Genomic DNA, 16,532 nt, shown 5'->3' on the forward strand with positions numbered 1-16,532 from the left:
AGATAATGATACGTTACTTCGAATGCATTTAACTTGTTTTACTACTGGCATTCGAAATTGGCTTAATCAGAATTTATTTCTGCTTAGGTTGTATCAAATTTAATAAAACATCTTTAGAACGGGTAGGTCCTGCCTATCCGTTCTAAAAGTATGTTATAATAAAGTAGTAAACTAAATTTATAATAGGAGAAAAAAATGGCTCGCGAATTTTCACTTGAAAAAACTCGTAACATCGGTATCATGGCTCACGTCGATGCTGGTAAAACAACAACAACTGAGCGTATTCTTTACTATACTGGTAAAATCCATAAAATCGGTGAAACACACGAAGGTGCTTCACAAATGGACTGGATGGAACAAGAGCAAGAACGTGGTATCACAATCACTTCTGCCGCTACAACTGCACAATGGAAAGACTACCGCGTAAACATTATCGACACACCAGGGCACGTGGACTTCACAATCGAAGTACAACGTTCACTTCGTGTTCTTGATGGTGCGGTTACAGTTCTTGACTCACAATCAGGTGTAGAACCTCAAACAGAAACAGTTTGGCGTCAAGCTACTGAATACGGTGTTCCTCGTATCGTATTCTCAAACAAAATGGACAAAATCGGTGCTGACTTCCTTTACTCAGTAAGCACACTTCACGATCGTCTTCAAGCTAACGCTCACCCAATTCAATTGCCAATCGGTTCTGAAGACAGCTTCCGTGGTATCATTGACTTGGTTCGTATGAAAGCTGAAATCTACACTAACGACCTTGGTACAGATATTCTTGAAGAAGACATCCCAGCAGAATACGTAGATCAAGCTAACGAATACCGTGAAAAATTGATCGAAGCAGTTGCTGAAACTGATGAAGAATTGATGATGAAATACCTTGAAGGTGAAGAAATCACTGAAGCTGAATTGAAAGCTGCTATCCGTAAAGCAACTATCAACGTTGAATTCTTCCCAGTTCTTTGTGGTTCTGCCTTCAAAAACAAAGGTGTTCAAATGATGCTTGATGCGGTTATCGACTACCTTCCAAGCCCACTTGACATCCCTGCAATCAAAGGTGTTAACCCAGATACAGATGAAGAAGAAGAACGTCCAGCTTCAGATGACGAACCATTTGCAGCCCTTGCGTTCAAGATCATGACTGACCCATTCGTAGGTCGTTTGACATTCTTCCGTGTTTACTCAGGTGTATTGAACAGCGGTTCTTACGTTCTTAACACATCTAAAGGTAAACGTGAACGTATCGGACGTATCCTTCAAATGCACGCTAACCACCGTAACGAAATCGAAACAGTTTACGCTGGTGATATCGCCGCTGCTGTTGGTTTGAAAGATACTACAACTGGTGACTCATTGACTGATGAAAAAGCTAAAGTTATTCTTGAATCAATCGATGTTCCAGAACCAGTTATCCAATTGATGGTTGAACCTAAATCTAAAGCTGACCAAGATAAAATGGGTATCGCTCTTCAAAAACTTGCTGAAGAAGATCCAACATTCCGTGTTGAAACTAACGTTGAAACTGGTGAAACAGTTATCTCTGGTATGGGTGAACTTCACCTTGACGTCCTTGTTGACCGTATGAAACGTGAATTCAAAGTTGAAGCTAACGTAGGTGCTCCACAAGTATCATACCGTGAAACATTCCGTCAAGCTACTCAAGCACGTGGATTCTTCAAACGCCAATCTGGTGGTAAAGGTCAATTCGGTGATGTTTGGATTGAATTTACTCCAAATGAAGAAGGTAAAGGATTCGAATTCGAAAATGCTATTGTCGGTGGTGTGGTTCCTCGTGAATTCATCCCTGCAGTAGAAAAAGGTCTTCAAGAATCTATGGCTAACGGTGTTCTTGCTGGTTACCCAATGGTTGACGTTAAAGCTAAACTTTACGATGGTTCATACCACGATGTCGACTCATCTGAAACTGCCTTCAAGATCGCTGCATCACTTGCACTTAAAGAAGCTGCTAAAACTGCACACCCAGTTATTCTTGAACCAATGATGCTTGTTACAATCACAGCTCCAGAAGAAAACCTTGGTGACGTTATGGGTCACGTTACAGCTCGTCGTGGACGTGTTGATGGTATGGAAGCTCACGGTAACAGCCAAATCGTTCGTGCCTTCGTTCCACTTGCTGAAATGTTCGGTTACGCAACAGTTCTTCGTTCTGCAACTCAAGGACGTGGTACATTCATGATGGTATTTGACCACTACGAAGACGTTCCTAAATCAGTTCAAGAAGAAATCATCAAGAAAAATTCTGGTGAATAATTACTCATAAAAAGGATGCTCAAATGAGCGTCCTTTTTTGTAATGAAAACGGTAATAATATTTGCAATTTTAGCGAAATAGTTATATAATAATAGCGTTGAAAGGTTGATTTGTGCCTACGTAAGTTAATCTTTTCACAATTGTCTAAAAGGGAAACCTTTTAAAATAAAAAATTTTTTTTTGATTTTCATAAGGAGGAAATCACTAATGGTAGTTAAAGTTGGTATTAACGGTTTCGGTCGTATCGGTCGTCTTGCATTCCGTCGTATCCAAAACGTTGAAGGTGTTGAAGTAGCTCGTATTAACGACCTTACTGACCCAGCTATGCTTGCTCACTTGTTGAAATACGATACAACTCAAGGTCGTTTCAACGGTGATGTTGTTGTTAAAGATGGTGGTTTTGAAGTTAACGGTCAATTCGTTAAAGTTTCTGCTGAACGTGACCCAGAACAAATCGACTGGGCTAACGACGGTGTAGAAATCGTTCTTGAAGCAACTGGTTTCTTTGCAACTAAAGCTGCTGCTGAAAAACACTTGCACGAAGGTGGAGCTAAAAAAGTTGTTATCACTGCTCCTGGTGGATCAGATGTTAAAACAATCGTATTTAACACTAACCACGAAATCCTAGATGGTACTGAAACAGTTATCTCAGCTGGTTCATGTACAACTAACTGTCTTGCACCAATGGCTGACGCTTTGAACAAAAACTTCGGTCTTAAAGTTGGTACAATGACTACAGTTCACGGTTACACTGGTGACCAAATGACTCTTGATGGACCACACCGTAAAGGTGACTTCCGTCGCGCACGTGCTGCTGCTGAAAACATCGTTCCTAACTCAACTGGTGCTGCTAAAGCTATCGGTCTTGTTATCCCTGAATTGAACGGTAAACTTCAAGGTCATGCACAACGTGTACCAGTTCCAACTGGATCACTTACTGAACTTGTTTCAGTTCTTGACAAAAAAGTAACTGTTGAAGAAGTTAACGCTGCTATGCAAGCTGCTGCAACTGAATCATTCGGTTACAACACTGACCAAGTAGTTTCAAGCGATATCGTAGGTATCTCATTCGGTTCATTGTTTGACGCAACTCAAACTGAAGTAACTGAAGCTGCTGACGGTACTCAATTGGTTAAAACTGTTTCATGGTACGACAACGAAATGTCATACACTTCACAACTTGTTCGTACTCTTGAATACTTCGCAAAAATTGCTAAATAATCATTGAGTTGATCAGTTAAAGAGAGGATTTATTCCTCTCTTTTTTTTGTTTTCTGTAAATATGTTCTTTAGATCTCGTGCGCTTGTAGAGGCTGTGGGACAAATTCTATTGATTTAACTACCTCTTTTACAGGTTTTGTGATATAATTAGCATGTATAAAAAATTATAAGGAGTCCTATCAATGGCTAAATTGACTGTTAAAGACGTTGATTTGAAAGGTAAAAAAGTCCTTGTCCGTGTTGACTTTAACGTACCTTTGAAAGATGGCGTTATCACTAATGACAACCGTATTTCTGCGGCTCTTCCAACAATCAAGTACATCATCGAACAAGGTGGTCGTGCAATTCTTTTCTCTCACCTTGGACGTGTTAAAGAAGAAGCTGATAAAGAAGGTAAATCTCTTGCTCCAGTAGCAGCTGATTTGGCAGCTAAACTTGGTCAAGATGTTGTCTTCCCAGGTGTTACACGTGGTGCTGAACTTGAAGAAGCTATCAACAACCTTAAAGATGGTGAAGTTCTTCTTGTTGAAAACACTCGTTTTGAAGATGTTGACGGTAAAAAAGAATCTAAAAACGATCCAGAACTTGGTAAATACTGGGCTTCACTTGGTGACGGAATCTTCGTTAACGATGCATTCGGTACTGCACACCGTTCACACGCATCTAACGTAGGTATCTCTGCAAACGTTGAAAAAGCTGTTGCAGGTTTCCTTCTTGAAAACGAAATTGCTTACATCCAAGAAGCTGTTGAAAACCCAGTTCGTCCATTTATCGCAATCCTTGGTGGTTCAAAAGTTTCAGATAAAATCGGTGTTATCGAAAACTTGTTGAAAAAAGCTGATAAAGTTCTTATCGGTGGTGGTATGACTTACACATTCCTTAAAGCACAAGGTATCGAAATCGGTAACTCACTTGTTGAAGAAGACAAACTTGACGTTGCTAAAGAACTTTTGGCTAAAGCTAACGGTAAATTGATCTTGCCAGTTGACTCAAAAGAAGCTAACGCTTTTGCTGACTACACTGAAGTTAAAGATACTGAAGGTGCAGCTGTAGATGCTGGATTCCTTGGTCTTGATATCGGTCCTAAATCAATCGCTAAATTCGACGAAGAATTGACTGGTGCTAAAACAGTTGTTTGGAACGGACCTATGGGTGTATTTGAAAACCCTGATTTCCAAGCTGGTACAATCGGTGTAATGGACGCTATCGTTAAACAACCAGGTGTTAAATCAATCATCGGTGGTGGTGACTCAGCTGCCGCAGCTATCAACCTTGGCCGTGCAGACAAATTCTCATGGATCTCTACTGGTGGTGGAGCTTCTATGGAACTTCTTGAAGGTAAAGTACTTCCAGGTCTTGCTGCATTGACTGACAAATAATTCTCAACTTTGAGAATAGAAGAGCCCTTTGGGGCTCTTTTTTGTTTACACTTGAAAAAGTAAACGCATTCCAGTCTAGCGAAAACGATTTAAAATGTGTTAAAATAAAGAAAATATATTGGGTTGTGGGTTATGAAGTATTTGAAAGATCTTTTATCAAATTATAAATTTGATCCGAGTAAGTTTAAGTTAGGGATGCGAACGCTGAAGACAGGTTTGTCTGTCTTTTTGGTTCTCTTATTATTTCATTTATTTGGTTGGGAAGGGCTGCAGATTGGAACGCTGACGGCTGTTTTCAGCTTACGTGAAAGTTTGGATAAAAGTGTTCACTTTGGTTTTTCGCGTATTGTTGGAAATAGTGTCGGTGGTTTTCTATCTTTGCTCTTCTTTTTAATTAATCAATTTTTCCACAACCAATTTTGGGTGACTTTAATTTTTGTTCCAGTATTTACAATGCTTGGCATTATGATCAATGTTTCGATTAACAATAAAGCAGGGATTATTGGTGGAACTTCGGCACTTTTAATTATTACGTTGTCTATTCCAGCTGGGGATACGATTTTATATGTCTTTGCAAGGGTGTTTGAAACATTCTGTGGAGTCTTTGTTGCTATACTCGTTAATTCTGATGTAGATATGGTTCGCGAGTGGTTGAAAAATAAAAATGAAAAAAATTAAGTCTTAATGTTATATTTTCTAACATATGGGGTTGACAGTTTAGAATTTTCAGACTATAATAATTATCGGAAGGAGGTCATCATGAAAGAAAAAGAACTCAGACGTTCCATGGCGGTTTTTCCCATTGGGACAGTAATGAAATTGACCGATTTAACAGCACGTCAGATTCGTTATTATGAGGATCAAGGGTTAATAACCCCAGAACGTACTTCAGGTAACCGTCGTATGTTTTCATTAAACGATATGGATCGATTGCTTGAAATTAAAGATTTCCTTGACGAGGGGCTTAACATTGCGGCTATCAAACGTGAATACGCAGATAGACAAGATAAAGCACTTCAAAAGCAGAAGTCTTTAACTGATGCTGATGTTCGTCGAATCTTACAAGATGAACTCCGAAACCAAGGTCGTTTTTCGGCCCCATCACAGTACATTAGCAATTGGCGCATCTAAAAATAAGCGCCGCTCGGTTATTTCGGTTTTAAAAGGAGACCTAAATTCATGACTATTACAGCAGCTGACATCCGTCGCGAAGTCAAAGAAAAAAATGTTACATTTTTACGCTTGATGTTCTCAGATATCGCTGGAACATTGAAAAACGTAGAAATCCCAGCAACTGACGAACAACTTGACAAAGTATTGTCAAACAAAGCAATGTTCGATGGTTCTTCAATCGAAGGTTTTGTACGTATCAACGAATCTGATATGTTCTTGCACCCAGATCTTGATACATGGACAGTGTTCCCTTGGGGTGGTGAAAATGGTGCTGTTGCAGGTTTGATCTGTGATATCTACACTGCTGAAGGTGAACCATTTGCAGGTGACCCACGTGGTAACTTGAAACGTGCACTTCGTCACATGGAAAAAGTTGGTTTCAAATCATTTAACCTTGGTCCAGAGCCAGAATTCTTCTTGTTCAAATTGGATGAAAAAGGTGAACCAACTCTTGAAGTAAACGACCGCGGTGGTTACTTCGACCTTGCACCAACTGACCTTGCAGATAACACTCGTCGTGAAATCGTTAATGTTTTGACTGAAATGGGATTTGAAGTTGAAGCAAGTCACCACGAAGTTGCAATCGGTCAACACGAAATCGACTTTAAATATGCTGATGTTTTGAAAGCATGTGATAACATTCAAATTTTCAAACTTGTTGTTAAAACAATTGCTCGTAAACATGGTCTTTACGCTACATTCATGGCTAAACCTAAATTTGGTATCAACGGTTCAGGTATGCACTGTAACATGTCATTGTTCGATTACGATGGAAACAATGCTTTCTTTGATACTGAAGATCCAAAAGGTATGCAATTGTCTGAAACAGCATATTACTTCCTTGGCGGTTTGATGAAACACGCTTATAACTACACTGCAATCATGAACCCAACTGTAAACTCATACAAACGTTTGGTTCCTGGTTATGAAGCACCTGTTTACATCGCATGGGCTGGACGTAACCGTTCACCACTTATCCGCGTACCTGCATCACGTGGAATGGGTACTCGTTTGGAACTTCGTTCAGTTGACCCAACTGCTAACCCATATCTTGCTCTTGCTGTCCTTCTTGAAGCAGGTCTTGATGGTATTGAAAACAAAATTGAAGCACCAGCTCCAGTTGAATCAAATATCTACATCATGACTCAAGAAGAACGTAAAGAAGCTGGAATTCGTGATCTTCCATCAACATTGCACAATGCCGTTAAAGCATTGCAAGATGATGAAGTGGTTAAAGCTGCTCTTGGAAATCACATCTTTACAAACTTTGTGGAAGCTAAGAAAATTGAATGGTCAAGCTATGCGGCCTTTGTTTCACAATGGGAAATCGACAACTATCTAGATCTTTACTAAGAAGTAGTAGTAAGTAAGACAGCTTCTAGCTGTCTTTTTTTTTCCAAAAAATACCACATTCTAAATAGAAAGTTTAAATAAGAGCTATTCTAATTAGAGAGAATGTGGTATAATGTGAAGTAAATATTCTGAATAATTAGACTATTTTAGTCTATTTTAGACTATTTGTATTAATGATAGGAGTAAGAGCTATGAATGAAAGTGCTTTGAGGGCGCAGCAGACAACGCTTTGGGATCCATCTTTTGAATCAGATGCCTGTGGGATGGGGTTTGTTGCACAACTCGATGGTGAAGCAAGTCATACTTTGATTGATTATGCCTTGACAATGTTGACACGTATGAATCACCGTGGTGGTACAGGAGCTGAACCTGATACTGGTGATGGTGCCGGAATGTTGCTTGCTTTACCAGATGAATTTTTCCAATTAAAAGCAAAAGAAGCAGGTTATGATTTACCTAAAAAAGGTGACTACGCTGTTGCACAACTATTTTTACCTCAAGATACTGAGGCTAAAGATAGCCTTCTAGAAGCAGTTAAAGCAGAAATTAAATCAGCTGGTTTCCATGTTTTGATGACTCGTGATGTGCCATTCAATTATGACAATTGTGGTCCAGCGGCACAAGAAATTATGCCAAGCTTTGTTCAAGTTTTTGTTAAAAAACCTGATGATACTAAAGCTGGTCGTGATTTTGAAGACAAATTGTTCCGCTTGCGTCGTCAACTTGAAAAGAGCTTTTCATCTGATGAATTTTTCATCTGTTCTCTTTCAAGCAAAACAATTGTGTATAAAGGGATGCTTCATGCCTTTCAAGTAGGGCTATTCTACCCTGACTTGCAAGATGAACATTTTAAATCACACATTGCATTGACACACTCACGTTTCTCTACAAATACTTTCCCATCTTGGGATCGTGCACAGCCATTCCGTTTCTTGGCTCACAATGGTGAAATTAATACACTTCGTGGTGCAGAAAACTGGATGCACAGTCACCAGATTGAAGTTTATAATGAAGAAAACTCAGATTCTGCCAAGTTGGAAAACTGTTTAGAGTATCTTTATCGCAATGGCCGTGATATTCCACAAAGTTTATTGATGATGGTGCCAGAAGCTTGGGGTGACGAGTCAGGTCTTCCTGATGACCTTAAAGCATTTTATGAATATGCATCAAGTTTTGTAGCTCCATGGGATGGTCCAGCTGCTCTTGTCTTTACAGATGGTGACATGGTTGGTGCTCGTTTGGACCGTAATGGTTTGCGTCCTAGCCGCTACTCATTGACAAAAGATAATTTCTTAATCTGTTCAAGTGAATCTGGTGTTGTTGACCTTGAACCAAGTCGCGTTATCGAAAAAGGTGTGCTTGGACCTGGTAACATGATGTTGATTGACACAACTTCTGGTAAATTGATGCGTAATGAAGAAGTCAAAGCCTACTATGCTGCACAACATCCATACAAAGAATGGGTTGAAGAAAATATTGCACATCTTAATGACTTTGAAGCTTCAGAATTAACTCAAGAAACAAATGACATTGAAACAATGTGGAAAGCTTACGGATATAATGAAGAAGTTATTCGTACAGTTATCCTCCCAATGTCTGAAAAAGGTGAAGAACCTGTTATTTCTATGGGATTTGATAGCCCACTAGCAGTTCTTTCTAATAAGAGTCAATCTCTTTTCACTTTCTTTAAACAACAATTCGCCCAAGTTACAAACCCACCAATCGATGCGATTCGTGAACAAATTGTCGTTTCAACAAGTGTTTACCTCGGTGGTGATGGTAACTTCAAAGCTGATGGTGCTGATAACTGTGTCAAAGTTAAAATTGATAGTCCAGTTCTTTCAAGCGAAGATTTTGCCAAAATCGCTAACTTGCAAGACGAACGTTATCGTGCAACAACTCTCTCAACAGTTTACGATGTTGTTGAACCATCACATAATCGTTTGCAACGTGCGTTAGAAAATCTTTTCAAAGCAGCTGAAAAAGCTGTTGATAATGGTAGCAAGATTATCATTCTTTCAGACCGCAATGTAAAAGAAAACCAAACAACAATCCCAATGCTTTTGGCTGTTTCTGGTTTGAATAACTACATGGTTGTCAAAGGAAAAGCTAGTCAATTCTCAATCGTTGTGGATACGGCAGAAGCAATTGAAGTTCATCATTTTGCTACTTTGGTTGGTTATGGTGCTGCAGCCGTTCACCCTTATGGTGCTTATGCAACATTGAAAGAATACGGTAAAGATGAAACAGCATTTGAAAAATACCGTAAAGCAGCTGAAAAAGGTATCGTTAAAGTTATGAGCCGTATGGGGATTTCGACAATCCTTGGTTACAAAGGGGCTCAATTATTTGAAGCAGTTGGTCTTTCAGACTCAGTTGTTAACAAATACTTTACAGGTACAGTAACACGTATCGGTGGATTGTCTCTTGACCAAATTGAAAAAGAATATCTTCAACGTATGGAAGATGCCTTTGGACCTCGTCGTGGTGATTATCTTCAAAGTGGCGGTATTTATCAATTTAAAGCTGATGGTGAATATCACCTCTTCAATCCACATACAATCTACAATTTCCAACAAGCTGTTCGTAAAGGAGATTACAAACTCTTCAAAGAATACACTGCTGAATTGGATAAAGAAGCCTTGTCAACTCCGACGACACTTCGTTCAATCTGGGAATTTAAATCAGATCGTCCAAAAGTTGACCTTTCTGAGGTTGAACCAGCAGAAGCAATTGTTAAACGTTTCAAAGTTGGTGCCATGAGTTTTGGTTCGCTTTCTAAAGAAGCGCACGAAACAATCGCTGAAGCAATGAACTCAATTGGAGCTAAATCTAACTCTGGTGAAGGTGGCGAAAACCGTAATCGTTTCAAAGTGCAACCAGATGGTCGTAACTTGAACTCTAAGATTAAACAAGTCGCTTCAGGACGTTTTGGTGTCAATGCTGAATACCTTATGTCTGCTGAAGAAATCCAAATCAAATTGGCACAAGGTGCAAAACCTGGTGAAGGTGGTCAGTTGCCTGGTCAAAAAGTCTTCCCATGGGTTGCTGAAATTCGTGGTGCAACGCCTGGTGTGCGTTTGATTTCACCGCCACCTCACCATGATATCTACTCAATTGAAGATTTGGCACAATTGATTTATGACCTTAAAGCTATTAATCCTTATGCTAAAATCAATGTTAAATTGGTTTCAAGTACTGGTGTTGGTACAATCGCTACAGGTTGTGTAAAAGCTGGTGCTGATAAGGTTGTTATCTCTGGTTATGATGGTGGTACAGGAGCTTCTCCTCGTAACTCTGTTCGTGATGCTGGTCTTCCATGGGAAATGGGATTGGCTGAAGCTCATCAAACATTGTCACTTAATCGCCTTCGTCAACGTATGACGCTTGAAACAGATGGTAAATTGATGACAGGTCGTGATGTTGCCATTGCCACACTTCTTGGTGCAGAAGAATATTCATTTGCAAGTTTGACATTGATTTCAATTGGTTGTGTCATGATGCGTGTATGTTCTCTTAATACTTGTCCTGTTGGTGTTGCAACACAAAATCCAGAACTTCGTAAACACTTTGCTGGTAAACCTGAACATGTTATCAACATGATGATGTTTATGGCAGAAGAATTGCGTGAATACATGGCTGAGCTTGGTTTCCGTTCTGTTGATGAAATGGTTGGACATTCAGAAATCTTGAAAGCTAAATTTGTTCCAAAAGGTAAAGCTAAATCACTTGATTTCTCTCGTATGCTTGGAACAGCTTATCCAATTGAACGTAAGACAGAAGATCCATTTGCTGAAGCACGTCAATGGAAAGAATTGGATGGATTTGCCAAAGCCGCTGTCGATAGTGGTACAAGCGTAACAGTTAAAGAAACAATCAACAATGTTCAACGTGCTGTTGGAGCTCGTATGGCAGGTTGGATGGCTGAACGTTATGGTAACTACTCAGTTGAACCTGGTTTGATTAAGTACGAATACACTGGTATTGCTGGTCAATCATTTGCAAGCTTTATTACTCAAGGTATGGAATTGACTTTGGTTGGTGAAGCCAATGACTACATTGCTAAATCTATGTCAGGTGGACGTTTGATTGTGAAACCACCACATGATGCTGCTTATGATATTGAAAATTCACCAATTGTTGGTAACGTTGCCCTCTTTGGTGCGGTCAAAGGTGAAGCTTACTTCGCTGGTCGTGCTGGTGAACGTTTCTGTGTTCGTAACTCAGGTGCGAAAGTTGTTGTTGAAGGTGTCGGAGCTCACGGTTGTGAATACATGACAGGTGGTGTTGCGGTTATCCTTGGTACAACAGGTCGTAACTTCGCTGCTGGTATGAGTGGTGGTGTTGCTTACGTTTACGATGCTGATGGCGATTTCGCTGAAAAAGTTAACCGTCAAATGGTTGACCTTTACAAAGTTGGTGAAACACGTGGTGACGATGTTTTGGTAGATATGATTCAAAAACACTACGAATACACTGGTAGTGCCAAAGCTAAACGTTTGCTTGACAACTGGGCACAAGAAGTTGATAAATTTGTCAAAGTTTACCCAACTGAGTTCCACGAAATCAATAACATTGAGTATGCTCTTGCTAATACTGGTCTAGAAGGTGACGAACTTGAATTGCGTACTTTCGAAATTGCAACTGGTGGAGCTGAAACAGCAGCAGAAAAAGAAGAGCTTCTCGCACAAGTAACAGGGGGTAAATAAAATGGCTAATCCGTTTGGATTTTTGAAATATGATCGAAAAGACAATCCGTTTCGTCCTGTTGCTGAACGCATCTTGGACTTTGAAGAATTACAAGTTCCATTAACAGCAGAAGAGCGCCAAAAGCAAGCTGCGCGTTGCATGTCTTGTGGGATTCCTTTCTGTCACTCAGGACAATTTTACGGTGGTGGACGTGCAGTTTCAGGTTGTCCAAATGACAATTTGATTCCTGAATGGAATGATTTACTATACAAAGGTGACTATAAGCGTGCATTTGAGCGTTTATCACGCACTAATCCGTTTCCAGAGATGACTGGACGTGTTTGTCCAGCTCCATGTGAAAAAGGCTGTACAGAGGGCCTCAATGGCTCTGGTGTTACTATCCATGATAACGAACGTTTTATCATCGATACAGCCTTTGAAAATGGTTGGGTAGAAGAATCAGGTCGTCCAGCATTTCGTACAGGATTTAAAATTGCCGTTATTGGTTCAGGTCCTGCGGGCCTTTCAACAGCATGGCGTCTTAACAAACTTGGTCACAGTGTTACAGTTTATGAACGTAGTGATCGCTTTGGTGGACTTTTGATGTACGGTATTCCAAATATGAAGTTGGATAAAGAAGTTGTTCAACGTCGTATTGATCTTATGGAAAAACTTGGTATCAATTTTGTTGCCAATACAGAAGTTGGACGTGATATTACTGCAGATGATTTGTTGAAAGAATATGACCGTGTAGTTCTTGCCACTGGTGCTAGTGTGCCACGTGATTTGGATGTTCCTGGTCGTCACTTGACTGGTATTCGATTTGCAGTTGATTTCTTAACAGAAACAACTAAAAATGTTCTTGCATCTGATAACAAAAAACTTGGTCCAACACTTGAAGGAAAACATGTTCTTGTTATCGGTGGTGGTGATACTGGTAATGACTGTATCGGTACAGCGGTTCGTTTAGGTGCAGCAAGCGTTAAACAGCTTGAAATCACTCCAGAACCACCAGAAAAACGCTTACCAACTAATCCATGGCCACAATATCCAATGATTAAACGCGTTGGATATGGACAAGAAGAAGCTAATTTCGTACAAGATACAGAATTGACAACTTATGCAACATCAACAACAGAATTTATTGGTGCTGATCGTGGCCAAGTCATTGCTGCGAAAACTATCAAAGTTGGTCCTGGTTTCAAACCAATCGAAGGTACCGAAGAAACGATTAAAGCTGACCTTGTCTTGTTAGCAATGGGATTCACTGGTGCTGAAAAATCACTTTTTGAACAATTTGGTGTCCAAAGTGTTTATGATGATTATTCAACTAACAACGATCGTGTCTTTGTTGCTGGTGATGCTCGTCGTGGTCCAAGTCTTGTCATTTGGGGAATCCGTGAAGGACGTAAGGCTGCTGAACAAATCGACCAAGGCCTTCGTGTCATGGTTGCTCAATAATGAATTAATCTAAGCGTTTAACACACTTTCTTGTTTTCAATCATAAAAAAACTGTCCATTGGGCAGTTTTTTTGTAACGTTCATTTTGCAAATTGAGATTTCGTGAAATATAACGCTTACAATCCTTTATATAATTTGTAATATTGGCTTGCTATACTAGTGTTCATAAAGGGAGGAAGATTTTTATGAATTATAAAACAAAATTAGTTCTAGCTACGGCGACATTGTCAGGTGCTTTGCTATTTTCACAAGTAAATGTAAAAGCAGATACTTACACCTTGCAAAGTGGTGATTCATTTTATAGTGTGGCGCAGATGTATGGACTGAGTGTTTATGATTTAGCAGCCTTAAATGGTATGTCGATTTATGACACTATTGTTCCTGGGCAAGTGCTACAGATACCTGATAAGACACCAATTGATCCATTTGTGACTAATTTGTTAACATCAAGTAGGAATTCTGAGGTAAGCCAAACTGATGTGCCAGCGTCAAAGCAGGACAGCTCGACTAATACTTACCCTGTTGGGTAATGCACTTGGGGTGTTAAGCAGGTAGCTACATGGGCAAGTAATTGGTGGGGAAATGCTGGCGATTGGGCAGCCAATGCCGCTTCACAAGGTTATGTGGTTGGGACACAGGCTGAAGTAGGAGCTATTGTCTGTTGGACTGATCCAGATAGTTATGGGCATGTGGCTTATGTGACAGCTGTAAATGCTAGTGGGCAAATTCAAGTTTTAGAATCTAATTATGGCAATAAACAATGGATTGATAATTATCGTGGTTGGTTTGATCCAACAAAGAGTAACACTGCTGGAACAGTCAGCTATATCTATCCAGAAAGTTATTAACAAGATAGAATAAGTCTGGAAAAATTCCAGGCTTTTTTATTTCTGTGGATAAGTTGTTGATAAAAAGCTAGTTGATGTGATCAACTAGCTTTTTGATTATTTATCATCTGGTGTGAGAATCATTGGAATAATGATTGGTTCACGTTCAGTTTTTTCGTATAGGAATGGACGAAGCGCGTTAACGATAGCACCGTTAACAGATTGGATACTTGCATCTTTGTTTTTCAAAGCAATGCGGATAGCATTGAAGAGAACACGTTGACTTTCGCGAATAAGGTCACCAGATTCACGCATGTAGATAAATCCACGACTAAGAATGTCTGGACCTGCCAAAATCATTTGGCTATCAAAGTCAACAGTAGCAACGGCAAGAACAACACCGTCTTCAGATAAATCACGGCGGTCACGAAGTACAGCAGCACCGATATCTCCGATACCATTACCATCAACATAGATATCCTGAGCGTTAAAGTGTCCAGCACGACGAGCTGAGTTAGCTGTAAGAGCTAGCACATCACCGTTTTCCATGATGAAGATATTGTCTTTTGGCACACCTGTGTCCATCGCTAAACCAGCGTGGATTTTAAGCATACGGTATTCACCGTGAACAGGCATGAAGAATTTTGGTTTCATCAAGCGGAGCATAAGTTTTTGCTCTTGTTGTCCACCGTGACCAGATGTGTGGATGTTGTTAACTTTTCCGTGGATAACTTCTACACCAGCTTCTTGGATAGTGTTGATAAGTTTGTTAACACTTGTTGTATTACCAGGAATTGGGCTAGAAGAGAAGATGACAGTATCGCCAGGTTGTAGTGTAACTTGACGGTGTGTACCATTAGCAATACGTGCTAGCGCAGCCATTGATTCACCTTGGCTACCTGTACACATAATCAAAATTTCACTAGCGTGGTAGTCTTTGATTTCGCTTGGTTCGATAAATGTTCCTTTTGGAACTTTGATGTAACCAAGTTCAATACCGTTTACAATGGCTTTTTCCATTGAACGTCCGAAGACTACGATTTTACGTCCAGTTTTAACAGCTGCTTCGGCAGCTTGTTGGAGACGGAAGATATTTGAAGCAAATGACGCAAAGATAATACGTCCATGGATGCCTTCAATAATCTTCATAATAGATTGTCCAACAACTTTTTCTGAGTTTGTAAAGGTTGGAATTTCTGCGTTAGTAGAATCAGATAGCAAACATAGGACGCCATCCTCACCAAGTGCAGCCATGCGGTGGATATCTGCTGGTTCACCAACCGGTGTCCAGTCAAATTTGAAATCCCCTGTGCAGACAATTTTACCTTGTGGTGTGTGGATAACGATTCCTAGAGGTTCCGGAATTGAGTGGGTTGTACGGAAGAATGTAACGCTAAGGTTTTTAAAAGTCAACTCTGTATTGGCGTTGATTTCATAAAGTTTAGCGTCACGTAAAAGTCCGTGTTCTTCCAATTTTCCTTTGATAAGTGAAAGCGCAAGTGGTCCAGCATAAATTGGAATATTGGCTTGTTTCAAAAGAAATGGAATCCCACCAATGTGGTCTTCGTGCCCGTGAGTAATCACAAGGCCTTTAATGCGATCGATATTGTCAACGATATATGAATAGTCTGGAATAACGTAGTCAATACCGAGCAAATCGTCTTCTGGGAATTTGATACCAGCATCTACGATAATGATTTCATCTTGATATTCAATACCGTAAGTGTTTTTACCAATTTCTCCGAGACCACCAATCGCATAAACCCCAACTTCTTCGGGTTTTAAATTGATTTGTGACATGTTATAACTCCGTTAATTTAAAGGCACCTGTTTCTTTTTCGTAGGCTAGGTGTTTTTCTGAAAGAAGTTCAATGTATTCAACGTTGTAAGGTGTTTTTGCCTCTACAAGTTCACGAGTTTTGATACGTCCTTCAAGTTCGTTAGCTGCGTCAATTTCTAAATAAAGAGCTTTAGTTTGTTCGCGGCGTGGGTTACGTTCTTTTGTTTCTTGATAAAAAACTTTATAAATCATAGTTTTTTCCTTTCTTGATATACCTGTGGTTAATCAAACTACACAAAACACGTCAACTAGCTTGTACATACTTGCTACTTGACCAGTTCTTATTAAATTTTTTCTGAGTAATTGATTTAACCT

10 protein-coding genes and 1 pseudogene are annotated in these 16,532 nt (G+C 39.8%); 9 read left to right on the plus strand and 2 right to left on the minus strand.

Translation table 11 applies throughout. The features are described from left to right. The first annotated feature begins 195 nt into the window (after positions 1 to 195). The 9 genes and pseudogenes from fusA (at position 196) to E0E02_RS06355 (ending at position 14,398) form a co-directional block, all read left to right on the plus strand. Entirely contained in the window at positions 196 to 2,274 is a 2,079-nt protein-coding gene (fusA, locus tag E0E02_RS06315; RefSeq protein ID WP_020917479.1) for an elongation factor G, read from the plus strand. Between the two features lie 207 nt (positions 2,275 to 2,481). Beyond that, positions 2,482 to 3,495: a type I glyceraldehyde-3-phosphate dehydrogenase gene (gap, locus tag E0E02_RS06320; RefSeq protein ID WP_021143165.1), complete on the plus strand. Its 1,014-nt coding sequence runs from the start codon at positions 2,482 to 2,484 to the stop codon at positions 3,493 to 3,495. A gap of 182 nt (positions 3,496 to 3,677) precedes the next feature. Continuing rightward, entirely contained in the window at positions 3,678 to 4,874 is a 1,197-nt protein-coding gene (locus tag E0E02_RS06325) for a phosphoglycerate kinase (RefSeq protein WP_033153373.1), read from the plus strand. Positions 4,875 to 5,006: 132 nt separating this feature from the next. Next, the gene (locus E0E02_RS06330; protein WP_133018150.1) at positions 5,007 to 5,552 is read left to right on the plus strand and encodes an aromatic acid exporter family protein; all 546 of its coding nucleotides are present in this window, start codon (positions 5,007 to 5,009) and stop codon (positions 5,550 to 5,552) included. An 81-nt stretch (positions 5,553 to 5,633) separates the two neighbouring features. Then, the gene (locus E0E02_RS06335) at positions 5,634 to 6,005 is read left to right on the plus strand and encodes a MerR family transcriptional regulator (RefSeq protein ID WP_015695674.1); all 372 of its coding nucleotides are present in this window, start codon (positions 5,634 to 5,636) and stop codon (positions 6,003 to 6,005) included. Positions 6,006 to 6,053: 48 nt separating this feature from the next. Further along, complete coding sequence (gene glnA, locus E0E02_RS06340; RefSeq protein WP_074560916.1) at positions 6,054 to 7,400, plus strand: type I glutamate--ammonia ligase; 1,347 nt, start codon at positions 6,054 to 6,056, stop codon at positions 7,398 to 7,400. Positions 7,401 to 7,591: 191 nt separating this feature from the next. Beyond that, the gene (gltB, locus tag E0E02_RS06345; protein WP_074964988.1) at positions 7,592 to 12,109 is read left to right on the plus strand and encodes a glutamate synthase large subunit; all 4,518 of its coding nucleotides are present in this window, start codon (positions 7,592 to 7,594) and stop codon (positions 12,107 to 12,109) included. Between the two features lies 1 nt (position 12,110). Further along, positions 12,111 to 13,550 (plus strand): glutamate synthase subunit beta, encoded by a 1,440-nt coding sequence (locus tag E0E02_RS06350; RefSeq protein WP_074626817.1) that lies wholly within the window; start codon positions 12,111 to 12,113, stop codon positions 13,548 to 13,550. A gap of 185 nt (positions 13,551 to 13,735) precedes the next feature. Beyond that, positions 13,736 to 14,398 (plus strand): annotated as a pseudogene (locus E0E02_RS06355) (CHAP domain-containing protein). Between the two features lie 96 nt (positions 14,399 to 14,494). Here the strand turns inward: E0E02_RS06355 and rnjA are convergent. Both rnjA and E0E02_RS06365 read right to left on the minus strand, forming a co-directional pair. Further along, positions 14,495 to 16,177, minus strand: coding sequence for a ribonuclease J1 (gene rnjA / locus E0E02_RS06360; protein WP_039696257.1), 1,683 nt, complete (start codon positions 16,175 to 16,177; stop codon positions 14,495 to 14,497). A gap of 1 nt (position 16,178) precedes the next feature. Further along, a complete protein-coding gene (locus E0E02_RS06365) occupies positions 16,179 to 16,409 on the minus strand; it encodes a DNA-dependent RNA polymerase subunit epsilon (RefSeq protein ID WP_074564447.1) in 231 nt (76 codons plus the stop codon). Positions 16,410 to 16,532 lie beyond the last annotated feature (123 nt).

This window comes from Streptococcus sp. KCJ4932 (assembly GCF_004352745.1).
GTDB lineage: Bacteria > Bacillota > Bacilli > Lactobacillales > Streptococcaceae > Streptococcus > Streptococcus ruminicola.

Bases quoted from the DNA above. Each gene is read 5' to 3' on its own strand.
- E0E02_RS06365 (WP_074564447.1), bottom strand. From the start codon at position 16,409: ATGATTTATAAAGTTTTTTATCAAGAAACAAAAGAACGTAACCCACGC.
- E0E02_RS06330 (WP_133018150.1), top strand. From the start codon at position 5,007: ATGAAGTATTTGAAAGATCTTTTATCAAATTATAAATTTGATCCGAGT.
- fusA (WP_020917479.1), top strand. From the start codon at position 196: ATGGCTCGCGAATTTTCACTTGAAAAAACTCGTAACATCGGTATCATG.
- rnjA (WP_039696257.1), bottom strand. From the start codon at position 16,177: ATGTCACAAATCAATTTAAAACCCGAAGAAGTTGGGGTTTATGCGATT.
- glnA (WP_074560916.1), top strand. From the start codon at position 6,054: ATGACTATTACAGCAGCTGACATCCGTCGCGAAGTCAAAGAAAAAAAT.
- gap (WP_021143165.1), top strand. From the start codon at position 2,482: ATGGTAGTTAAAGTTGGTATTAACGGTTTCGGTCGTATCGGTCGTCTT.
- E0E02_RS06350 (WP_074626817.1), top strand. From the start codon at position 12,111: ATGGCTAATCCGTTTGGATTTTTGAAATATGATCGAAAAGACAATCCG.
- gltB (WP_074964988.1), top strand. From the start codon at position 7,592: ATGAATGAAAGTGCTTTGAGGGCGCAGCAGACAACGCTTTGGGATCCA.
- E0E02_RS06325 (WP_033153373.1), top strand. From the start codon at position 3,678: ATGGCTAAATTGACTGTTAAAGACGTTGATTTGAAAGGTAAAAAAGTC.
- E0E02_RS06335 (WP_015695674.1), top strand. From the start codon at position 5,634: ATGAAAGAAAAAGAACTCAGACGTTCCATGGCGGTTTTTCCCATTGGG.